This is a genomic window from Microcoleus sp. Aus8_D2 (genome assembly GCF_036702665.1).
Taxonomy (GTDB): Bacteria; Cyanobacteriota; Cyanobacteriia; order Cyanobacteriales; family Microcoleaceae; genus Microcoleus.
The window spans coordinates 1-22832 of the sequence record NZ_JAUBUN010000074.1 but is presented as its reverse complement, the minus strand read 5'-3'; the positions used below and the strand labels follow the sequence as shown (position 1 = coordinate 22832).

At 46.6% G+C, this 22832-nt stretch carries 19 protein-coding genes and 2 pseudogenes; 12 read left to right on the top strand and 9 right to left on the bottom strand.

Going from position 1 to position 22832, the window contains the following annotated elements; translation table 11 throughout:
* Positions 1-79: 79 nt before the first annotated feature.
* Together QUB64_RS31765 and QUB64_RS31760 are read right to left on the bottom strand one after the other, a co-directional pair.
* Entirely contained in the window at positions 80-340 is a 261-nt protein-coding gene (locus tag QUB64_RS31765) for a hypothetical protein (protein WP_333266418.1), read from the bottom strand.
* Between the two features lie 554 nt (positions 341-894).
* Complete coding sequence (locus tag QUB64_RS31760) at positions 895-1440, bottom strand: substrate-binding domain-containing protein (protein ID WP_333266420.1); 546 nt, start codon at positions 1438-1440, stop codon at positions 895-897.
* Positions 1441-1816: 376 nt separating this feature from the next.
* On the opposite strand from QUB64_RS31760, the gene QUB64_RS31755 reads away from it, so the two are divergent.
* Complete coding sequence (locus tag QUB64_RS31755; RefSeq protein ID WP_333266422.1) at positions 1817-3019, top strand: RNA-guided endonuclease InsQ/TnpB family protein; 1203 nt, start codon at positions 1817-1819, stop codon at positions 3017-3019.
* A 181-nt stretch (positions 3020-3200) separates the two neighbouring features.
* Here the strand turns inward: QUB64_RS31755 and QUB64_RS31750 are convergent, their stop codons facing one another.
* Entirely contained in the window at positions 3201-3386 is a 186-nt protein-coding gene (locus tag QUB64_RS31750) for a hypothetical protein (protein WP_333266424.1), read from the bottom strand.
* Between the two features lie 250 nt (positions 3387-3636).
* Here QUB64_RS31750 and QUB64_RS31745 point away from each other — a divergent pair.
* Positions 3637-4774: pseudogene (locus QUB64_RS31745) on the top strand (IS4 family transposase).
* A gap of 359 nt (positions 4775-5133) precedes the next feature.
* On the opposite strand, the gene fabD reads toward QUB64_RS31745, so the two are convergent.
* The 3 genes from fabD to plsX all read right to left on the bottom strand — a co-directional run bounded on the left by fabD (position 5134) and on the right by plsX (position 8784).
* Positions 5134-6015: an ACP S-malonyltransferase gene (fabD, locus tag QUB64_RS31740; RefSeq protein WP_333266426.1), complete on the bottom strand. Its 882-nt coding sequence runs from the start codon at positions 6013-6015 to the stop codon at positions 5134-5136.
* 560 nt (positions 6016-6575) lie between these two features.
* Positions 6576-7577: a beta-ketoacyl-ACP synthase III gene (locus QUB64_RS31735; protein WP_333266428.1), complete on the bottom strand. Its 1002-nt coding sequence runs from the start codon at positions 7575-7577 to the stop codon at positions 6576-6578.
* A gap of 157 nt (positions 7578-7734) precedes the next feature.
* Positions 7735-8784 carry a phosphate acyltransferase PlsX gene (plsX, locus tag QUB64_RS31730; protein WP_333266430.1) on the bottom strand — a complete coding sequence of 350 codons (1050 nt, stop codon included), beginning with the start codon at positions 8782-8784 and terminating at the stop codon, positions 7735-7737.
* Positions 8785-9260: 476 nt separating this feature from the next.
* On the opposite strand from plsX, the gene QUB64_RS31725 reads away from it, so the two are divergent.
* The 7 genes from QUB64_RS31725 to QUB64_RS31695 all read left to right on the top strand — a co-directional run bounded on the left by QUB64_RS31725 (position 9261) and on the right by QUB64_RS31695 (position 16011).
* Complete coding sequence (locus QUB64_RS31725) at positions 9261-10634, top strand: tyrosine-type recombinase/integrase (RefSeq protein WP_333266433.1); 1374 nt, start codon at positions 9261-9263, stop codon at positions 10632-10634.
* Positions 10635-11046: 412 nt separating this feature from the next.
* Positions 11047-12354, top strand: coding sequence for a D-alanyl-D-alanine carboxypeptidase (locus QUB64_RS31720; RefSeq protein ID WP_333325112.1), 1308 nt, complete (start codon positions 11047-11049; stop codon positions 12352-12354).
* 81 nt (positions 12355-12435) lie between these two features.
* A complete protein-coding gene (gene rpsP, locus QUB64_RS31715) occupies positions 12436-12720 on the top strand; it encodes a 30S ribosomal protein S16 (RefSeq protein WP_333266437.1) in 285 nt (94 codons plus the stop codon).
* Positions 12692-13177: a KH domain-containing protein gene (locus QUB64_RS31710; protein WP_333266440.1), complete on the top strand. Its 486-nt coding sequence runs from the start codon at positions 12692-12694 to the stop codon at positions 13175-13177. Before rpsP ends, QUB64_RS31710 begins: the two co-directional genes overlap by 29 nt.
* 356 nt (positions 13178-13533) lie before the next feature.
* On the top strand, positions 13534-14487 hold the full coding sequence (locus tag QUB64_RS31705; RefSeq protein ID WP_293157394.1) for a PhoH family protein: 954 nt from the start codon (positions 13534-13536) through the stop codon (positions 14485-14487).
* Between the two features lie 144 nt (positions 14488-14631).
* Positions 14632-15036 (top strand): ChuX/HutX family heme-like substrate-binding protein, encoded by a 405-nt coding sequence (locus tag QUB64_RS31700; RefSeq protein WP_333266445.1) that lies wholly within the window; start codon positions 14632-14634, stop codon positions 15034-15036.
* A gap of 180 nt (positions 15037-15216) precedes the next feature.
* Complete coding sequence (locus tag QUB64_RS31695; RefSeq protein WP_333266447.1) at positions 15217-16011, top strand: DUF6816 family protein; 795 nt, start codon at positions 15217-15219, stop codon at positions 16009-16011.
* A gap of 246 nt (positions 16012-16257) precedes the next feature.
* On the opposite strand, the gene fabF is transcribed toward QUB64_RS31695, so the two are convergent.
* Together fabF and acpP are read right to left on the bottom strand one after the other, a co-directional pair.
* On the bottom strand, positions 16258-17511 hold the full coding sequence (gene fabF / locus QUB64_RS31690) for a beta-ketoacyl-ACP synthase II (protein ID WP_333266449.1): 1254 nt from the start codon (positions 17509-17511) through the stop codon (positions 16258-16260).
* Between the two features lie 97 nt (positions 17512-17608).
* Complete coding sequence (acpP, locus tag QUB64_RS31685; protein ID WP_194068168.1) at positions 17609-17863, bottom strand: acyl carrier protein; 255 nt, start codon at positions 17861-17863, stop codon at positions 17609-17611.
* Between the two features lie 342 nt (positions 17864-18205).
* On the opposite strand from acpP, the gene QUB64_RS31680 reads away from it, so the two are divergent.
* The 3 genes from QUB64_RS31680 (at position 18206) to glmS (ending at position 21695) form a co-directional block, all read left to right on the top strand.
* A complete protein-coding gene (locus QUB64_RS31680; RefSeq protein ID WP_333266451.1) occupies positions 18206-19111 on the top strand; it encodes a CoB--CoM heterodisulfide reductase iron-sulfur subunit B family protein in 906 nt (301 codons plus the stop codon).
* A 222-nt stretch (positions 19112-19333) separates the two neighbouring features.
* Positions 19334-19579, top strand: coding sequence for a photosystem I iron-sulfur center protein PsaC (psaC, locus tag QUB64_RS31675; protein WP_015175986.1), 246 nt, complete (start codon positions 19334-19336; stop codon positions 19577-19579).
* A 160-nt stretch (positions 19580-19739) separates the two neighbouring features.
* On the top strand, positions 19740-21695 hold the full coding sequence (glmS, locus tag QUB64_RS31670) for a glutamine--fructose-6-phosphate transaminase (isomerizing) (protein ID WP_333266453.1): 1956 nt from the start codon (positions 19740-19742) through the stop codon (positions 21693-21695).
* Positions 21696-21879: 184 nt separating this feature from the next.
* Here the strand turns inward: glmS and QUB64_RS31665 are convergent.
* Positions 21880-22686: pseudogene (locus QUB64_RS31665) on the bottom strand (O-antigen ligase family protein); the annotation flags it as partial.
* Positions 22687-22832: the final 146 nt, after the last annotated feature.

Here is a 22832-nt window from a genome sequence, read left to right as displayed (position 1 = left end):
GCGCTCCGGCACTGACGAAACCAACCTCCAATCGAATTGTGTGCATAGCTCGACCGAAGGTTAACTTAGTGGCGATCGGCTAGAATCCCCCTTCAGTGATGAGTATGTAGGGATGGTCGTTAAATTTCCAGCAAGCTTGTTTGAGTTGCTCTACCTCCCAGTAACCCTTGTCTGCGGGGTGCTTGGGTAGGAAAGCATCATATTCCCCTACAGGGGAGCGGTATTTAGGGGGTTTACCTTTCCCATCAGCACTCTGCCACGGCTCGTCAGGTTTGAACTGAAACTGCAACCCGTCGCCAACAAACATAATCCCCGGTGATTTAGCGGGGTATCCTAGCATCACCGATGCTTTGGCTTTGTCTACACTCTGATAGTTAGCTTCCGCCCAAACTGCGTCTAGACCTCGCGTCTCCGTGATACGGGAGTGGTGAGCCTCTGATAATTGTGAGGTTTTGAAAACTACGGTTACTTGGTCTAAATTGTGGTGTATTATGGGTTTAACAGGTTGTTTCTAGGTAAATGGTGAACAACCGCTAAATCTAGTTGCGAGGTGCGTACAATCAACCCAAATGCTTTTCCCTATAAGGGTTTCAGCCTGCTATTAATATTAATCATTAATATTAATGATTAATATTAATGATTAATATTAATAGCCAGAATATGAGCTATAATCAAAGTGAATTTTTTATTTTTTGTTGTCCGCACCTCGCAAAAGGTTTAGCGGACTATTTTTTTGTCTCTGTGTACGCCCTAGAATATGACTAGAATTTACGGCTGCACAAGTAAGCTAACTCAACTGCTGTAACGACGCAAATACGTTAAAAGACTAGAATGTGTCTAGAAAGTGAGGGTATAATGGCTGAAAGTGTTGATATTGTGTTAGCGCTTGAATATTTACTCAACTTGAGCCGAAGTTAAACCTCCTTGAAACGGGTTGTTAGTGCCGACTACGATCGCAACTCTATCTAAAGCAACGGCCACTGCTGCCAAACCCTTAGCTCGATCTTCAGGCTTCAAAGCGGTCGATACCGCAGCAATATCGGCTGTTCCCGCCACCAAATCCTGAATTCCCTTTGCAGAACCATTTGCTTTTGTCTCGACTGTAGTGCCGGGAAACTTGGCTTGAAAGCCGTTCTTGAGGTTGAGATTGATTGTCACCATGCTAGTAGAACCGTCAATTTTTACCGCCGTGCCCGCAGGTACGGAAGCTGGTAGCGCAAAGGAACTAGGCGCAACAGGCGATGCTCGGCCGGCTGCGGGCGCGACGGGAAGCTGGCTGGAACCGCCACCTGCGGGAGTTGGGGGAGTTGGGGGAGTGGAGGGATTGGAGGGATTGTTAGCATCCTGTGTCGCTGGTTTGTTCAAAAAGAACCAGCCGCCACGGGCAAGGAACAGAAATAACAAAATAAAAACTATCGGGGGAGGTCCGCTCTTAGCCATAAAATTCTCCTTAGTTAGGAAGTTCTTTGTTGTCTGAGCCGTCTAACTTTTTTAGCCTGCGATTAACTTCATCATCTACGATCATCTTTTCTAACTCGACCTGAAGTTTTTCTGGCGGGTTTGAAACTGTAACTTAATTTATAAACAAAGCTACCCATACTTTACTATTTGGGCAGCTTTTTGATCCCCTCGGGCGATCGCGCGAGACTATTTGCCCCTAGTTCAATTTGGCCCCCGTGCCATTGGATTGCAGATGCGGGCGTTTTGCGTCATAGGAATCTGCGTTTGGACTCATTATAATTTTTTACCTGCGATGTTGACGCTCGCAGGAAGTCGTATATAATAAAGCACAATACATTTACTCATGTCGAGTCAAATGCAGCTCGTAGAAAAACACGTAATTAACAAACAACATAGATTTTGGAAGGAATGCGACCATTTGGCATTACAATCTAAACATCTATACAACTCTGCTAACTACGTTCAGCGCCAATACTTTTTTGAGACAAATAAGTATTACAACTCCATCAATATTTATCACTCCTCTAAGAACTTAGAAGCTTATAGGTATCTACCCACAAAAGTTAGCAAACAGATTGTTCGGAGAGTTGCTGAGGCTTGGAAGGGATGGTTAGCTGCAATTAAAGATTGGTCAAAATACCATGAAAAATATCTGGGAAAACCGAAAATACCAGGATACAAGCATAAAGAGCATGGTAGGAATGTTGTCATTTACCCGATAGATGCAATATCAAAACCTGCTTTGACGATCGGGAATGTTAAACTGTCTCAGACTAATATTGAGTTGGCTACTCAAGCTGAAAATGTAGATCGAGTAAGGATTGTCCCAAAGCTTGACCATTATGTTATTGAAGTTGTTTACACAGTTCACGATCTACCATTATCCCACGGGAAATATGTAGCTGGTGTAGACCTTGGTTTAAACAATTTGATGGCTATAACATCCAATCATCCCGGCATCAAGCCGTTGTTGATTAATGGTAGACCCTTGAAAAGTATTAATCAATTCTTCAATAAACGAGCAGCCGCATCACAATCAATCGAAGCTAGCAGACAGATAAGATCGCTAAATAGTAAGCGAAACAGAAGAATTGACAACTATCTTCACACTGCGAGTCGTCGTGTAATTGATTGGTGTCAGTTGAACGATATTGGTCTGTTAATTATCGGCAAAAACCCTGGATGGAAACAGTCAATCAATATGGGTAAAAAGAACAATCAAGTATTTACCAATATTCCCCATGCCAAGCTGATTAGTTTATTGACCTATAAAGCACAATTGGCAGGGATTGTTGTTACATTAACTGAGGAAAGCTATACGTCAAAAGCGAGTGCTTTAGAGCGTGATAATTGGCCGACTTATAACAAAAAGACAGAGGCTAAGCCTGTTTTTAGCGGTAAACGCGTTCAGCGTGGTTTATATAGAGCCTCAACTGGCAAAACAATCAATGCTGATACCAATGGCAGCATAAATATAGCGAGAAAAGTAATTCCCGACTTCATGAAGGGAATAGACGAATTGCCGTTTATTACGCTCAGTTTTAGGACTGTGGACTAAAATTACCAACGTAGATGTCTAACATTGACTACTTTTGGGTAGCTTTGTCCAGGTTTTTACGAGCGGTTTTCAGATAGTTCTGCTAAAGCTTGCAGCTCGATGTTGTGGCGCAGGGCGGCGTTTTTGGCTTGCTCGAATTGCGATCGGGCTGAATCTATGCTCAGATCGTTGTTGACTTTGGCTATGGCTGCGAGACTGCTGCTGCCAATTTTTGCACGGATTCTTGCATCGATCGCAGCGACTCTTCTGCTACGGCGACTGACAGCTTGCCGCCGGATTCTACGGGCAGTCCCCACAGCCAGTTCCACCCGCCTACTATGGTTCTGCCGGCTTTTTCGCCCATCAGCCAGTAAATAGCTTTTTTCATATTCAGTACCGGATTGGCTGGATTTTTATTTTTAGTCTAGATCGGGATTTGCCGATCGACCTCAAGGGCGATCGATATCTAGATTATATTTCAATACGGTTTACTTAAGGCAGGACAAGAGGTAAACTAGGTATCGTGTACAAAAAAGAAAACCAGTACAGTGAATTACAGAGAATTATTATTAGAATCTCCCAAGCTCAAAAATATCGAGATACTTAAAGCCATAGAGATAGCGATTCCATCAACAGAAATAGAAGCGCCTATTCTGAAAACAAAAGCTCAGGAAAAACGGCATCGTGGACTACCATCACAACTGGTAGTATGTCTAATAATAGCAATGAGTCTGTGGTCAACATACTCAATGCGAGATCTACTAAAAAATCTCATTGATAGCCTGAATGAAATCTGGTTGAAAACTGGTAAATATTGGAAAATTCCCTGTAAAGCAGCGATTACTAAAGCCCGAAAAAGATTAGGGCCAGCGGTAATGAGACAATTATTTCATCAGTTAGTGCGACCAATGGCTACCACTGAAACAGTCGGAGCTTTCATCAACGGATTGAGAGTTGTAGCAATAGATGGAACCTGCTTAGATATCCCAGACAGTGATGAAAATGCCAGAGTTTTTGGTCGTCCAGGTAGCCGTCCAGGCACAAGAGCTGCATTTCCAAAAGCTAGATTAGTTATTTTAGTAGAAACAGGAACACATTTAATATTTGACGCCTTAATCTGTCCATATAAGATGGGAGAAAGAGTCAGAGCGTTGAGATTATTGCGCTCAGTTACTCAAGAAATGTTGTTGATGTGGGATAGAGGCTTACATTCATATGCGATGGTGTCAGCCACGCTCAGCAAGGGTTGTGACTATCTAGGAAGAATTCCGTCAAACGTTAAATTCCTCAATGAAACACAATTAGAAGATGGTTCTTACTTAAGTTTTATTTGTCCGCCAGGCCAATTCAAAAAAAAAAGATTTGAACCAATCCAAATCCGAGTAATCGAGTACACAATTGAAAACTTAAATGACTCAACTGCCGAGAGCAAGTATCGTTTGATTACAAGTTTATTGGATACTCAAAAATTTCCAGCTTCGTTACTAGCTGCCGAATATCATCAACGGTGGGAAGTCGAAAATACAATTGATGAACTCAAGGTACATCTCCTAGAAAGAAAGACTCATGTTCGTTCTCAAAGACCAAGAGAAGTAGTGCAAGAAATTTATGGTTTATTATTAGGACCGAAGAGCGGTGCGAGCGTTAATTTTTGAAGCAGCTTTGGGTGCAAAAATTTCACCATTAAGTGTTTCTTTCACAGGTACATTACGAGTTATTCGTCGTGCTGTTCCAAGATTTCAGCGACTAGAACCACAAGAAATTCCCTTTTTTTAACTTGGTTGAATTTGGAGATACTTGATGCAACTTTACCGAAAAGAGTTCAGAGAAACAACCCAAGAGTGGTCAAAAAACCTGTTTCAAAATTTAAATCCAAAAAAGTTAAACACAGAGGTACTGGAATAAAAATGAATTCTCCTGTTTTTATTATCTTAAAGCCTCCCAAGCCTTAAGTAAACCGTATTGGATTATATTTAATTTAATCGAGATTTTCTAGCTGTCTGAATCGTCGATCGCCAATTTGCACAACAGGTCGCAGTAAAATTTTCCTGTTGTGCTATTTATTTTTCGGCAATTTTCTGGCTAATTAACTCTAAAGTTTATAACCTGCCATTGAATAGCAGGTTAACAATAGATTAAGCCGGCAAATCTGCAAAACTGCTGACATTTACCAGCGCTAAATTAGGACAAGTCCGTTTGATCAAACCTGTGAGAACTTTGCCGGGGCCAATTTCCACTACGCGATCGATTCCTTGTTGTGGCAATTGCAGGGAGATTTCTCGCCAGCGCACGCCTTTAGTCATTTGATAATTCAACCGCTGTTTTAAAGTAGCTGCGCTAGTAGTCGCTGTCGGTTCTGAGTTCGAGAGCACCAGCATTTTAGCATCGGAAAATCTTGCAGCCTTTAGGGCTAGTTGAAACTCTGCCGCCACTGATGCCATCAGGGGAGAGTGAAACGCGCCGGAAACATTCAATTTAACAGCGCGTTTGACTTTAATTTTGGCAAGCAAATCTTCTACTGCTGCCGGCGTTCCAGAAATCACCACTTGTGCTTCGCTGTTGTCGTTGGCGAGTACCACGTCTCGGCTGTATTGAATTTGCAGTTCTAATTCCTGCCTGTCGAACCCGATCAAAGCCACCATTTGCCCGCCCGAGGCACTGTCCATCAGTTCGGCGCGGCGTTTGACTAAGCGCAATCCCGTTTCAAAGTCAAAGACACCTGCTGCGTACAGGGCAACGTATTCTCCTAAACTGTGACCGGCAACTACTGCGGGTCGATCGCTCTTTTCTCGCATTAAGTCTGCCAAAATGCTTTCTACTACGAACAAGCAAGGCTGAGTGTAGAGAGTCCGAGATAGTTTTGCTTCTTCTTTTTGGCAAACTTCTGGGACAGACCAGCCTAAAATTTCTTTGGCTAGATCAAATTTGGCTTTGGCTGTTGGCAAGTTTAATAAGTCTGCACCCATCCCGATCGCCTGGGAACCTTGTCCGGGAAATACCCATGCTGTTTTAGTCATTTTTCCGGTAATCTGCTAATTGGTGGTTGCTAAGAAAGTGATTGCAAAAATTCTTTGTTTCCCGCTTTTGAGTTCGCTGGCTGGTATCCGCTATCTTTCGGTTCACGAACTATCTACTCGCGACTCACAATTATAACATATAACTGCGCTTTTTACGAGGTTTATATTTTTTTTGCTACTTTAATCAGATGAATCGCCGTAGCAGAATATTCAACCTTCAAGTCAGGGAAAGTCGATCGAAAAATAGAGGATTTTCCATCTCACGACGCGCTTGTCCAGAATTCCTGTCGGAGGATGCACGGCTTTGTGCATACCTTACCCTATGTATCACGTGTTAAAGGATTTTTATTTTTCCCGGGTCGCACTCCCGACAATCACGCTTGGCAAGTTTTAAGCTGCCAAATATTATACCAGTTCCCTAAAAGAATGAAACTGCTGGCTTGTCATCCCAACCCATAGTTCATCAGTGATTCCCTATCGAAAATCGCCAATCGAAAATCAAAAATGGTATTACCGTGATTCCCCAATCGAAAATCGGCAATCGAAAATCGAAAATGGTATCACCTTCCCCATTGAAAAATCACCGCTCCCCAAGTCAAACCAGCACCAAAACCAGCCGCCGCAATAGTATCGCCCGCTTTTACTTTACCCAGACGCACGGCTTCGTCTAAGGCCAGGGGAATTGAAGCCGCTGAGGTATTGCCGTAATTTGCCAAATTGCTAATTACTTTTTCCGGGGGAATCTTGAGCCGTTGAGCAACTGCATCGAGAATCCGCTGATTGGCTTGGTGCAACAGCAGCCAGTCAATTTCTGCGGCGCTGATATTTGCCCGAAACATAGCTTTTTCTATGACTTCCGGCACTTTTTTCACGGCAAAACGATAGATTTCTTGACCGTTCATGGCGATCGGCTCAAATCCACCTTGTGCGATATTCACGCCCTCAATTAATTCTTTTGACTCGGCTTTGTAAGCCAAATTGAGAGACGAATTTTGCGTACCGTCGCTGCGAATTTCAAATCCCAAAAAGCCATCGACTTCTGAGGCCTGCAATACCACCGCACCTGCACCGTCTCCAAATAGAATGCAAGTACCGCGATCCGACCAATTCACCCAGCGAGATAAAATATCTGCTCCGATCAGCAAAACATTTTGATAAACCCCTGTCCGAATGAACTGCGAGGCTGTAACTAAACCAAAAACAAAGCCCGAACAAGCTGCTGTCAAATCGAAAGCCACAGCTTTTGTTGCGCCCAACTCATATTGAATTTTACTGGCTGTGCCAAACAAATCGTCAGGGCTTGATGTGGCCAAAATAATCAAATCGATATCTGCCGGCGCAATTTCGGCCATGGCGATCGCCTTTCGGGATGCCTCTGTGGCCAAATCGCACAAAGAAGTGCGATCGTCCGCCAGCCTGCGCGATCGAATACCCGTGCGCGCCCCAATCCACTCGTCAGACGTTTCTACTATCTGACTCAACCCGTTATTATCTAGCGAAACCTGCGGTGTACAAGAACCGCTACCCGTAACGGCAATGCCGAACCCTGATTGCTGCAACATTCCTCTCCATTTACTCGCTTTTCGGTCGAGAAATTAAAAATTAAAAACTTCAAATTCAAATTATTTTTGAAACTGCTGGAATTGCTTTTATTCAAGCAAAACTGTTGGTTTAATCTGACATTTTTAATTTTTAATTTTTAATTCCTACTTACTGCCTCTAATTGACAGCTTCTTGTTCCAGAGCGCTTTCGCGATTTTCCGAGCGAATGCGCTCCAGCACTTGGTTGTCAATAGCCCCTTTCGCCAAACGAATGGCATTAAAAATCGAGGCAGCTTGAGACGAACCATGGCTGATAATGCAAACTCCAGCAACGCCCAACAGCAAACCGCCGCCGTGTTCAACGTGGTCTACCCGCTGCTTAAATCCCTTGAGGCTTTCTTGCAGGAGAGGAGCGCTAATTTGATTTTTGAGTCCGGCCGCCAATTCTTCCTTAAGCACTTGTACCACGACTTCGCCCACCGCTTCGGCAAACTTCAACAACACGTTGCCGACAAACCCGTCGCAGACAATCACGTCGAAGTTCCCCGACAGCACGTCGCGGCCTTCGGCATTGCCCACAAAAGGAATGTGAGGGTTGTCCACCAGTAACTGGTGGGTGCGCACCGCTGCGTCGTTGCCTTTAGAAGGTTCTTCGCCAATGTTGAGCAGGCCGATTTTTGGTTCGGCGACGCCCAGCACGCACTGGCTGTAAATAGTTCCCATCAGAGCGAACTGCTCCAAAAATTTGGGGCGGCAGTCCACATTAGCGCCGACATCGAGAATGAGTACAGAGGTACCCGGTACCATTGTCGGCAAAACTGCACCGATCGCAGGGCGATCGATACCAGGGAGCCGCCCCAACCTCAGCAGGGCCGCAGCCATTGCCGCGCCGGAGTGACCGGCGGACACCACAGCATCAGCCTGCTGCTGCTTAACCAAGTTCATCGCTACGTTAATCGAAGCTTTGGGCTTGCGTTTGAGGGCACTTAGAGGTTCTTCGTGCATTTCCACCGTTCCTTCTGAAGGAACGATTTCTAGCTGACCTGTAGAGACGCGGCCGATCGCGTCTTGAAGACGTAGCGAGTCTTCTATTTGCTGCGGGTCGCCCACCAGCAAAATCTCTACGCCTAATTCTTCTTGTGCCTTAAGCGCTCCAGCTACAACTTCGGTGGGGGCGTGATCCCCACCCATAGCGTCTATTGCAATTCTTGCGCGTGTCGATCCCATTGACCAATGTTTGAGAAACACTAAAAATTCTACCAGGAAGTCAGGAGCCTGAATCCAGAAGTCTGAATAAATAACTGAAATCTGCTCGCGCCCGATCGGACAATTGTCATGGACGATTACTCTGATAGAGTTTGTCCCTACTTTACTATTTTTGACTGCAAATTCAAAAACTCAATGGAATAGTTTACATGACTGGGCCCAAAAACGGATACAAGCCCTGGACTTAAGTGGTGGAGATCCTAAATTTTAGACTGAGGTTCAATCTCCCAGATTCATCTGTGGACTAAATCTCAAATCTCAAATCGACTGACTTTAGGGACAAAATGCTGGACTAGGGCCAATTCAGACAAATCATGCTATGCTAACTCTAGCAGGCAATAAAAGACTTCTTTTATTACTTAGGGAATAGGAATCTAGCAAAATTTGCTAGAAATTTGCTAGATTTTTGAAGCCCTTACGGAATGTTGAAAAAGAATATGGCATACGCAAAAAGCAACCACGTCCCAGAGACTATTACTGTGCAGTCCGACAAAGGTAGCCTGCGGTTACAGTTCAGCACCAAGTACAACCCGATATTCGGCGGGAAGCGGAAGCATCAGGGGCTAGCCATGAAGGATACCCCTGAGAACTGGCAGAAGGCGGTAGCGATTGCGTGGCGAATCGAAGAGGACTTGCAGCACGCCGACTGGCAGATATTGTTTGACCCAACCTTTGCCAAGTACGGTTTAAAAACCAAGTACACTGCTGAATTAAAGCTGGCAGCACCAGTCCCCCAGTCTGAACCCGAAATGACTGTAGGTGAAATGTGGGAAGATTACCTGGTTTGGAAAGAGTCACGCTTGCAACCAACAGTGTTTAAGCTCGTTTTTTGTTCTACCTTTACCAACATACTTAAAGGGTTAGCGTGGAACAAAAAGACACTAACGCTAGACTTTGTTCACACTAATGTTTGGAGTGAAAATCTCTCTAGTTCTCTTGCTTCTGTAATACTTGCTCATCCAGTATCTGCCCGCAGCAGGTTCAAATTACTAGCCGCCCTCTCAGAAGCGTTCATCCGCCTGCAATCACTAGGCAAAACCAGGATTACGGCTAATCCATTTGTAATTGTTGATGGAACTGTCGAGAACAAAACTGATAAGTATAAGCCAACGGTTAACGTCGATGGTGAAATACAAGAATGGTGGGAATCTGAAGCCAGTGACGATGACCCTGAAGAGCGCGACAGGCGCGCTTTTACTGAATCAGAACGGGACACTATCATCAAAGCATTCTATGAATCCGACAAGGCAAATAAGCGTCAAGCAGCGCCACTAATTGAATTTTTGTTTCTGACAGGATGCCGGCCGGGTGAAGCTTTTGCGCTAACTTGGCAAGACGTGTTTATAGGGAAAGGTAAAAATTATATTCGATTTAGTAAATCCTACAACGGTACACTGAAGAATACTCAAGTTACCAAAACAGGTGGTATTCGCCTGTTCAAGATTTACCCTAAGCTGAATGAGTTATTATTAATCTTTAAACCCACTGATGCTAAGCCTACCGATTGTGTCTTTGTGCAATTAAACACTAAACGTTACAACACGAGAGGACTGGGTGCAATTTGGCATGGAAACAACAGGAAATTAAAGAGCGGGTCATATTTCGTTCCCGGCGTAGTTACTCAATTAGTTGAAACTAACGCAATTAGTTGTTACCTTTCTCCTTATCACACACGGCACACTTTCATCACCCTGCAAGCTCATGCTGGCGCTAATTTACTATTATTAGCCTCCTGTTGCGGAAACAGCATTGAGATGATCCAGAAACACTACTTAGGGGTTGATACAACCGTAGATTTGCTCAACATCTAACTCTCCTAACTCAACCCGCCCTAACCCCAATACGGTTAACTTAAGAACAATCTGATTGGCAAAAAATGCCTGTATTGCCTATAATATCGCGCTTTGAAATTTGTCAAAAAGCGTTGAGTTAACCATATTAGCCCTAACCCGGCGTTTTTTTGTGTCCTTATTTCCAAGTAGTAAAAGACTTCTTTTATTAACCGCAGGAACGCCAATTTAACCAGGATCTATAATATTGCTAGATGAGTTTGCTTGTAGCTGGTCGGTAAGTAGGGGACACTGACAGAAGTGGGTCAGTCAGACCAAGCTTCAAAAGTGCCTAAAATGGCTGGTTTGCTAGACCTGTGATACAAGTCTCGACAATGATGGCTGAAAGTATTGATATATGGTTATGTTTTTGAATTTGGTTAGCTCAGGAATCATGTCTCTGTGGCTGGACATGGCTGGGGTACGGAGTGCGGCGCCCAACGCCGTGTCGGTACTAGCTTGGCGGGGAGGGATACCTGGGTTAGTGGTGGCCGAAGAGCTGGCTTTTGGGAGAGTAGATCCGGCAAATCCAGACTTGCCGGCATCTGTGGCGGTGGAGGAATATTTAAAAGATTTGAAGGAGAAGCATCTGATTGACGGAAATCAGGGAGTTTGGGTGCAAGCGGGAATGGTGCCGCTGGTAAGTCAGCAGGGGACGGTGCTGATGCCTGGGGCTTCGCTGACTAAGATTGCGACTTCTCTGGCGTCGCTGGAAACTTGGGGCCCAGATTATCAGTTTGAAACGCGGTTCCGGGGAACGGGGCCGATTAGGAATGGTGTGTTGCAGGGGGATTTGGTGGTCAGTGGCGGGGGCGATCCGCTGTTTGTGTGGGAAGAGGCGATCGCCGTGGGTAATGCTCTCAATCAAATGGGTATCGATCGCGTGGCGGGCAATTTGGTCGTAACTGGCAATTTCCGCATGAATTACCAGTCAGATCCTTTGGCTGCGGGGGAGGGTCTGCGACAGGCCCTGGACGGTCGCAGTTGGCCGCAGGACGTGCAGGCAATGTATTCTAAGATGGCTCCGGGAACGAGAAAGCCGCAAGTAACGGTGTCCGGCAGCGTGATTGCTGAAAAATTTGTGAGTTCGGGGCATTTGCTGCTGAAGCGCCGATCGCTCCCTTTAGCAGAAATTCTCAAGCACATGAACGTCCACAGCGACAATGACATAGCCCAAATATTGGCCGACAATTTGGGCGGGCACAAAATAGTCCAGCAGCAAGCGACTTGGGCGGCGGGGGTGCCGGCGGCGGAACTTCAATTAATTAACGGTTCGGGATTGGGAGTGTCCAATCGGATGTCTCCGAGGGCGGCCGTCGGGATGATGCAGGCGATCGCGCGCAACCTTCAGACTACGGGGCTGACGATTGCTGACTTGTTTCCGGTGTCCGGGCGCGATCAAGGAACTTTGGAACAACGGCACATTCCGCCGTCGGCTGTGGTGAAAACCGGTACTTTGGACACGGTGATTGCTTTGGCTGGAGCGATACCTACGCGCGATCGGGGTTTAGTTTGGTTTGCAATTATCAATCGCGGCACCGATTGGGACTCTTTGAGAGCGCAGCAAGATATATTTCTGCAAAAATTGGTGCAGCAGTGGGGAACTGCACCGGCCCTGCCGCTAGCAATTACACCGCACATTGACGGCACTAGACCGGCTTTGGGGGCAGCAAATCGCAGCGATATTTTGTTGGGAGGTTAAGAAATAGGGGTTGAGTTGGGGTTCGCAGAAAGACGACCGACATAATAGCTTAGAATTGAAACAGGACTATTCTGCAAGAAGATGATCAAACTGCGATTGAAGAGATACGGGAAAAAACGCGAGACCAGCTACCGGATTGTAGCAATGAACAGCTCTGCCCGCCGCGACGGCCGTCCCCTAGAAGAACTCGGCTTCTACAACCCCAGAAATAACGAAACCAGGCTGGATGTTCCAGCGATTGTCAAGCGCCTGCAAGATGGCGCTCAGCCAACTGACACCGTGCGTGACATCCTGAGAAAAGCGAATGTATTTGAACAAGTCGGAGCCGGAGCCAACGTTGAATCCAGCACAACAGCAGTCAGCTAGTCCCAACTATTCTGGACTGGTTAAGTTTTTAATTGGGCCTTTTTTAGAGTCGCCCGGGTCTTTGCGGGTTGATTGCGAACTCCACCCGCGTCAGTCGCGGGTCTGGGTTCGGCTCGCTTTTGAAGATCCCGATAAAGGGCGGGTTTACGGTAGGGGCGGACGGAATATTCAGGCTATTAGAACTACCCTCGAAGCGGTGGCGCAAACGGCGGGTCAGTCGCTCTACTTAGACATATACGATGGCGAAGCAGGCGAGCGGAACTCCGGGCCGCCTAGGGGCGATCGCGATCGTTCGGATCGAGACCGCCCGGATCGCGGCTCGCGCGATCGAGGCGACTTCCGACCCCGGACTGGGCCTTCGTCGCCGACTCCCTTACCTAGCAGAACTCCGAGAGAACAACCTCGCCGTACTAACACACCTACGTTTAGAACGAGCAGAAATACTCCCGGTTATTAAATGCTCTGCTGATAAATAATTTTAGATTTTAGATTGCCTGTTGTAGACTTTGTATTACAAGCCCCGTTTGATTTGAGATTAATGTAAAATTTTAAATCTTAAATCAAGCGCGGGATGAGGTAAATCTAAAATCTAAAATCTAACATCTAACATCTAACATCTAAAGTTGCCTGACTTCATAGAAGGGAGATTTGATTTGTGCCTCAAGCACCAAACTCATTTGGTAGTTAAAAAGAAAAGACGCCTTAGATACTAGGTAAAAGCTAGTACCGGGCGTCTTTTTGTTCGCAAAACAGGGCTGATTCAACGGTTAATTGTTAACTTTTAATTGCTTATTTGGAGGAGCTCATGCTGGCATGACTGAAAAACTAACAATAGAGTTACCGAGCAATCAAAGCGCCATGTCGCTCGCTGGCAATCAAGAAGAAAACCTGAAAATTATCTCTAAGCAAACGGGTGCTAACCTGGTAATGCGAGGGCAAGAACTGCTGATTTCCGGCACAAAAACTCAAGTAGAATTGTGTCATAAATTAGTGCGATCGCTCTCCGACTATTGGAAATCCGGCAAAACCATCACCGGAGTAGAAATCCAAACAGCTCGTTACGCATTGGATACCAACCGCCAAGAAGATTTGCAAGACTTGCAGCGAGACGTACTTGCCAAAACCCGCCGCGGCGAAGAAATTCGAGCCAAAACCTTCAAGCAGCGGCAGTACGTCCAAGCAGTACGCACCCATGACTTGACATTTTGCATTGGCCCAGCGGGTACTGGCAAAACATTTCTAGCAGCTATTTTCGCGGTGCAAGCGCTGTTAAGCAAGCAGTACGAACGACTGATTTTAACCAGGCCCGCCGTCGAAGCTGGGGAAAAATTAGGATTTTTGCCAGGAGATTTGCAGCAAAAAGTCGATCCCTATTTGCGCCCGCTTTACGACGCCCTCCAAGAAATAATCGACCCCGAAAAAATGGCCGATTTAATGGAAAGAGGCTTGATCGAAGTAGCTCCTTTAGCTTATATGCGAGGGCGCACTCTCAGCAATGCTTTCGTAATTTTGGACGAAGCTCAAAATACAACGCCTGCTCAGATGAAAATGGTGTTGACTCGTCTGGGCTTTCGATCGAAAATGGTGGTGACAGGCGATATCACTCAAACAGATTTGCCACCAAACCAACAGTCGGGATTGTCAGTTGCTCAAAAAATTCTGGGTAACGTTGAAGGCATTGCTTTCTGTGAATTCAATCAGTCAGATGTGGTGAGACACCCGCTAGTACAGCGGATTGTTGCAGCTTACGAATTGCACGAAAAATAGTCAGTTGACAGTTGACAGTTGTCAGTTGTCAGTTGTTATCGGTTATTGGTTATTTGTTGGTTCTAATAACTAATAACTAATAACTAATGCCCAATTCCCAATTCCCAATTCCCAATGCCCAATGCCCAATTCCAAAATTAAATTATGCCTAACCTGAAAGAATTCTTAGAAGCTTGCGAAAAATTGGGGACGCTGCGTTTGATCGTGACTAGCAGCGCCGCTGTGCTGGAAGTGCGCGGTTCAATTCACAAGCTGTTTTATGCAGAATTGCCAAAGGGTAAATATGCAAATATGCACGCCGAAATATTTGAGTTTCACCTGAATATGGACAAAATAAAACAAGTGAAATTCGAGACTGGCGAAGCAAAAAGAGGCAACTTTACTACCTATGCAATTCGTTTTCTGGACGAGCAAAATGATGCTGCGTTGAGCGCGTTTTTGCAGTGGGGAAAACCTGGTGAATACGAACCTGGACAGGTGGAAAAATGGCACGAATTAAAAGAACAATACGGGGAGGTTTGGGAACCTGAACCTGTTGAGGCGATTTAAAACTAAGAAACAATAAAAAAGGTTGGTAGTGAGGACTTCAGTCCGCAAAAAGAAGGACTTGCATTCCTCACTACCAAAGGTTGGTAGTGAGGACTTCAGTCCGCAAAAAGAAGGACTGAAGTCCTCACTACGAACGAATTAGAGAGAAATAGAAAGTTAGCTGTTTGAATGTAATTTGGTATGAAGGTATTTTGGGGTTTTTGTCTGGTTTTGCTGGTGTTGCTGTGGGGTGGCGGTGCGAGGGCGGGGGTTTTGGGCGATCGCATTTCCAGTTTTCCCGATTGGGATAGCAAGCCTCCCATCGCCGTAGCTAAGGGAGATTTAGTGTATCCAGACTGGATGGCGGGAAATTGGAATGCTGCGAGCACTTTGGTGGATTTAGCTGCACCTTTAGCCCCGAATATTGTCACTCCTGGATTTGAAAAAAACCGCCAGTATTTGCAGCAGCCGGTATTGTTTAAAGTTCGATTTCAACCTGAAAAAAATATTGGCTTAATTTCTACTTATACATCTAAAAGGCCTAAAAAGATTGTAGCCGATCGCAATTTTAACGGTTTGAACATCGCCAAGGCTTATTTGGGCGAGGGTGGCGTACTTTCGGTGAAAGTCGATCCGAACAATCCCAACCGCCAGATTACCATACTCAAAGGATCTCGCCAACTAATCTCGATTGTCACCAGTCGCGGCACTGAAACGCCGAATCCTCGGGAGTTTGTATCTACAGAAATTTCGCAGCAGGTGTTTCGGGGAGAGACTGATATTTATTTAAACGAGGTGGAAACAACCACAGCTTATCGAGTCGTTGGAAGCGGGGAAAATGGATCTTCTGCGAGTAAAAAAATTGTAGCCGATCAGGTGACAGCGATTTATTTGTCGCCGCAAGACCCGGATTATTTTGCTGCGGCGGGGCATCCTGTGGCTTTGTACCGATATCGCTTGGAGTTGTTACCGGGAGAATCAGCTAATTTAGATTAGGCACAATAGCTTTCATTTGCAGTATTTCCTCAACAGTAATCTCACTCATACCAAGAAATTTAGTTCGCGATCGCACCGGTGGCCAGAAACCGGGTTGATGGACGAAAATTATTCGCTGGAGCCACGAGATTGGGTAAAAAACCCGGTTTCTTAGTCGCAGTGTACCCAACCTAAAATTCACCTAAAAAAATTAGAAGGTGAAAAACTAATTTTTCACCTTCTAACTTGCGACTTTCCGATTTCTGGTTATCGAACAAACTTTTTGAATGCTAGAGTAACGTTGTGACCGCCAAATCCAAAGGAATTCGACAAAGCCACATCGACTTTTAGATCGCGACTTGTATGGGGAACATAGTCCAAATCGCACTCAGGATCGGGATTTTCCAGATTGATTGTCGGCGGGACTTTATCGTTGGCGATCGCCATTACCGTCGCCACCGCCTCAATTCCCCCAGAACCGCCCAAAAGATGACCAGTCATCGACTTGGTAGAACTAATTGCTACTTTGTAAGCGCTTTCGCCCAAAACCTTCTTAATCGCCTTCGTTTCCGTAGAATCGTTGGGAAGCGTGCTCGTGCCGTGAGCGTTGATATAGCTCACCATATCCGGCGTCAAACCCGCATCCTTGAGCGCTAAAGCGATCGCCCGCGATGCACCCTCACCGCCCGGTACTGGGGAAGTCATGTGGTACGCATCGCAGGTTAAACCGTAGCCGACGATTTCTGCGTAAATTCTGGCGCCACGGGCTAGAGCGTGTTCCATTTCTTCTAGGATCAGAATGCCAGCACCTTCGCCGACGACAAAACCATCACGATCGCGATCGAACGGACGGCAAGCATGAGTCGGGTCATCATTGCGAGTAGAAAGCGCCCTCGCCGCAGCAAAACCCGCCACGCACAGAGGAGTTACCGCCGCTTCCGTACCGCCGCAAATCATCGCTTGCGCGTAACCGTTCTGAACCATGCGAAACGCATCGCCCACTGCATTTGAGCCGGCCGCGCAGGCCGTCACCGTGCAAGAGTTTGGCCCTTTAGCGCCCGTTTGAATCGCCGTCAGGCCCGCGGCCATATTCGCAATCATCATGGGAATCATAAACGGGCTGCACCGATCGGGGCCGCGAGTCAAATAGATCTCTTGCTGGTCTTCCAAAACCTTCAGGCCGCCAATGCCGGTGCCAAGAATGACACCCACCTGTTCTGCGTTCAGGTCGTTAATCTCAAACTTTGCATCAGCCAGAGCTTGTTTGCTCGCTGATACCCCAAATTGAGCAAAACGATCCATCCGCTTTGCTTCCTTGCGCTCTAAATACTCGTGAGGGTCGTAACCCTTCACCTCTCCAGCAATCCGGCAGTCGTGCCGCGACGCATCGAACAAGGTGATCGGGCCGATGCCATTCTTCCCGGCCATCAACCCGTCCCAATATTCAGACAAGGTATTGCCGATCGGTGTAATCGCGCCGAGACCCGTGATAACAACGCGCTTACGCTCTAAATTTGTCATGATTTCAGTTTCAAAAAATTAAACACCCAGAACGCAGAACAAAAGAGGAGTTGTTAGTTTTTAAACTTTTCTCCTCTTCGGGGAAAAGACAGGTATTTTATGCTTTTGGAGCTGCAAGCTTGCTGCTGATGAAATCTACAGAAGCTTGAACCGTGGTAATTGCTTCGGCTGCTTCGTCGGGAATTTCAATATCAAACTCTTCTTCCAATGCCATGACTAGCTCTACTGTATCTAAGGAGTCTGCTCCTAAATCGTTAGCAAAGTTGGCTTCGGGCTTGACTTCGCTCGGATCGACTTCGAGTTGATCTGCCACAATTTTTTTGACTCTAGCAAAAATGTCGTCTTGACTCATAACATCCTGTCCTCATTGGTTGCTGCGTATCTAATCTTATCCGAAAGGGGGATCTGCAAGTAGAAGGCTTGCCGCTTTTCTAAGTGACACGGGGAGGCAACAATTGGGGTGCGGGCGATCGTCATGACATTTTAGATTTGAGATTTGAGATTTTAGATAGGAATTGCTTGCTGGATATGGGTTTTAAGTTTTCCTAAAGTTGGGTTTTGTTGTGAAAATGCTATGAAAATCCTTGAGAAAAGCTGACAATTGACCGCTAGCTAGGCGCTGATACGCTAATTATGGAGAGGAAATTCGATCGCTCTCCTTGTACCTCTCCTCCTGTCTCCAGCAGAAACGACTATGCCATCCCAAAATCTCAGATATGCTTATTTTCCCGGTTGCGTTGCCCAAGGGGCGGCCCGCGAACTTTACCTGTCTACAATGGCGCTGACTCAAGCGTTAGGGATTGAACTGGTGGAACTCAAAAAAGCTTCCTGCTGCGGTTCTGGCACTTTCAAGGAAGATTCGCAGTTGCTGGAAGATACTGTTAACGCCCGCAATATTGCCTTGGCCGAGCAACTAAATCTGCCTTTGCTCACGCATTGCAGCACTTGTCAAGGGGTAATCGGTCATGTGGACGATCGCCTCAAGGAATCCCAAAAGACCGATCGACCTTACCTAGAAAAAGTCAACGGTTTGCTGGAAAAACAAGGCTGTTCGCCTTACCAAGGCAGTACCGAGGTGAAACATCTGCTGTGGGCGATAGTCGCAGATTACGGTTTGGAGGAAGTGCAGAAGCGAGTCACCCGCAAGCTTTCGGGTTTGAAGTGCGCGTCTTTTTACGGGTGTTACTTGCTGCGAGCTCAGGAGCATCTGGTGTACGATGACCCGCACCAACCGGAATCGATGGAAAATGTGTTTCGGGCGATCGGGGCAACTCCGGTTTACTATCGAGGGCGGACGCAGTGCTGCGGCTGGCCATTGGCGAGTTATGCCACTAACCAATCTTTTCAGATGGCCGGCAAACACATTCAAGATGCTCTTGACAATGGTGCTGATTGTATGGTAACGCCTTGTCCGCTTTGTCATTTAAATTTGGATTCGCGGCAGCCGGAAGTGGAAAAAGTAATCGGGCGAAAATTGGGTTTACCTGTGCTGCATCTGCCGCAATTGGTGGCTTTGGCTTTGGGTGTGGAGCCGAAAAAACTAGGACTCGATCGACATATTGTTTCAACTAAGCCCGTGTTAGAAAAATTAGGGTTTTAGTCGATCGATTTGCACAGGTTTGTAGTAAAGACTTGAGTTTTTTCATTACTCCCAGAATGAATATCTGTGAAGTTTTGTCGCTTTTTCGCGAAGTGCTTCCAAGCACTGCGGTAGACTAGCCTTTGATTCTCTGTGCAGGCTATAGCGGTGGCACCTCGCCGTCAAATCTGTTAATTCGCAGAGCCAGCAAATTTTTAGTGACTCGTTGGGAGCCTTTATTCAATGTCTCATTCAGTCAAAATCTACGATACCTGCATCGGCTGCACTCAATGCGTCCGCGCTTGTCCGACTGACGTTTTGGAGATGGTGCCCTGGGATGGCTGCAAAGCAGCTCAGATTGCCTCTTCCCCCCGCACCGAAGACTGCGTAGGTTGCAAGCGTTGCGAAACTGCTTGCCCTACCGATTTTCTGAGCATCCGGGTTTACCTGGGAGCCGAAACAACTCGCAGTATGGGTCTAGCTTACTAAAGATCGATCGAATTGTCGATCGAGTTACGGGTACAAGGGAGGGGGCGATTAAATTGCCCCCTCTCTTTTTGTCGCGGAATCTGCATTCTGTGGCAGGAAGAGGTTAAAAATGATAAAACTTGAGTTTTATTTCGATCGCTAAGCAGGAGCAGTACCTTAAATGTGCGGAATCGTTGGCTATATCGGCACGCAAGCAGCAAGCGAGATTTTGCTAGCAGGATTGGAGAAACTGGAATACCGGGGCTATGATTCAGCGGGCCTCGCCACCATCTCCGAAGGAGAAATTACCTGCATCCGAGCAAAAGGCAAATTGCACAACCTCCGGGAAAAGCTAGCAGAGATAGACTCTCGGGCTCCCATCGGCATCGGGCACACCCGCTGGGCAACTCACGGCAAACCAGAGGAATATAACGCTCATCCTCATCTGGATAATAGCGGGCGAATTGCCGTAGTTCAAAATGGAATTGTCGAAAATTATCGCGAGTTGCGGGAAGAATTGAAAGCCAAGGGACATAAATTTGTCTCGGATACGGATACAGAAGTTATTCCTCATTTAATAGCTGAAATTTTTGCAGAAGGAAGTTCGGCAGCGAGCAATGTACGGGATGTAGCGGATGTAGCGGATGTAGCGGATAGAAATAAAAAAACAAAAACAAATCCTGACTTGTCGTTTTTGGAAGTGGTTTTAAAGGCGGTGAATCGGTTAGAAGGAGCTTTTGCGATCGCCGCGATCAGTGCAGATTTTCCCGACGAACTAATTGTCGCCAGACAGCAAGCTCCTTTAGTGATTGGCTTTGGTGCCGGCGAATTTTTCTGCGCTTCCGACACGCCGGCCTTAATCTCTCACACCCGCGCTGTTTTGTCCCTAGAAAATGGCGAATTGGCAAGGCTAACGCCGATGGGAGTAGAAGTTTACAGTTTTGCGGGGGAAAGGCTGAAAAAAAGCCCGCGCCTCCTCGGCTGGAATCCGGTTTCTGTCGAGAAACAGGGCTTTAAGCACTTCATGCACAAGGAAATTTACGAACAGCCTGCCGTAGTTCGAGCTTGTTTGGAGACTTATTTAGACAGCGATTGGCAGCCGGGAAATCCAGGCTCTCCCATCAATCTAAACCTGCCGCAAGAACTTTGCGCCGATGTCGAACAAATTTCAATTCTCGCCTGCGGAACGAGCTGGCACGCCTCGCTAGTTGGCAAATATTTGTTAGAACAGTTAGCCAATATTCCCACTGCGGTGCAGTACGCTTCTGAGTACCGCTACGCCCCCGCACCGCTGACAGCAAATACTTTAATTATTGGGGTAACTCAGTCGGGAGAAACGGCGGACACGCTGGCTGCTTTGGGGATGGAACAGCAGCGCCGCGCGGCTTTTACGGACAAATTTCGATCGCGAATGTTGGGCATTACTAACAGGACAGAAAGTTCGATCGCCCACATGATGCCCCACGTCATAAATACCCACGCTGGTATAGAAGTTGGCGTTGCTGCGACTAAAACTTTTGTCACTCAGTTGATGGCATTCTATTTCTTAGCTTTGGATTTGGCCCACCAGCGGCAAACCATCAGCACCGAGAGATTGGCAGAAATTATTGCGGGTTTGCGCCAGTTACCAGCCGAAATTGAGAAGTTTTTGGAGATTCAAGAACAGTATGTCGAGGAATTGTCCCACCAGTTTACCGAAACCCAAGATTTTATCTTTTTGGGGCGGGGAATTAACTTTCCGATTGCTTTGGAAGGGGCGCTGAAACTAAAGGAAATTAGCTACATTCATGCCGAAGGATATCCGGCGGGAGAGATGAAACACGGCCCGATCGCCCTTTTGGATGCTAAAGTGCCTGTAGTGGCGATCGCCATGCCCGGAAGCGTCTACGAAAAAGTGCTTTCCAACGCTCAGGAAGCCAAGGCCCGGGACGCCCGTTTAATTGGCGTCACGCCGAAGCAGGGCGCAGCCGAAGCCGATATTTTTGACCACGTTTTGCCGGTACCCTTGGTGGATGAATTGTTGTCGCCGATTGTGACAGTAATTCCGCTGCAATTGTTAGCTTATCACATTGCGGCGCGCCGGGGTTTGGATGTGGATCAGCCACGCAATTTGGCGAAGTCGGTGACGGTGGAATGAGGTTTTTTCGGGTGCGTCAGTTATAGCAATCCTCAATCAATAATCAGTAAGGTTCGTAGTGCGGACTTCAGTCCGTAAAAATCAGTAAGGTTCGTAGTGCGGACTTCAGTCCGTAAAAAGCTGCGGACTGAAGTCCGCACTACGAACCATTGGTGTTATGGTAATCGATCGGACACGATATCAGTTAGGACGATCTTGTTTGCGTGCGATCGCACACACCCCAAATCGCCGCCAACAACACCCAGCTTGTAGTATTGACTCGGAAATCAAACAGCGTCACGTCTACAGTGTTAAACAGCGTACAGGCGGCGAAGGCTAATAAATAACTGAAGAAAATTAGGCGATCGGCATTTTCTACATCTTGACAAACTACCTGATTTGTGCTGGCAAGTCTTAAATTTTGATTGACTAATACAGAATCTTCCGTTACTTCCTTTGTTGTTATTTCCTGATGTTTAATATCCGCAGAAAAAACCTGCCAATTTGCCAGCAGCAAAACACCTTTAGCCAAAACCCAGCCAACTAAACCAAACAACAAAAGCGTTGCCGGCAGTCCCGTTTCCGCAGCTAACATCAACATCAAACTGTGAGGATGACCGAGCCATTCGTGCATTCTATCTTGATAGAGAGGCGTAAAATTTCGGAGTCCCCAACCAGTCCAAGGACGCTGCTGAGCCATTGACCAAGCAAATTCCCACTGAGTAGTTCTCAAAGTAGCAGTCGGCCGATTTGGAAACATTTCATCGGTGAGTCTCGCCCAAAAAAAAGCCGGGATAATTTTTCGTAAAAGTTGCCGCAGCGGTTCCGGGCCAAACGCCGACAAAAAGACTGCACCAACGGCACTAAAAACCGCAGCTAATATTTTTTTATAACCTGCATAAAATGCAAAAGCCAAAATTGCCAAAACTGCCAATCCCCACGCATTCCGAGAATTAGTAAAAATTAAAGCAACAGCATTTCCTACTACTGCAAAACTTAAAAATAAGAATTGGGCATGGGGCATGGGGCATGGGGCATGGGGCATGGGGCATTGGGCATGGGGCATTGGGCATTGGGCATGGGGCATTGGGCATTGGGCATTGGGCATTGGGCATTGGGCATTGGGCATTGGGCATTGGGCATTGGGCATTGGGCATT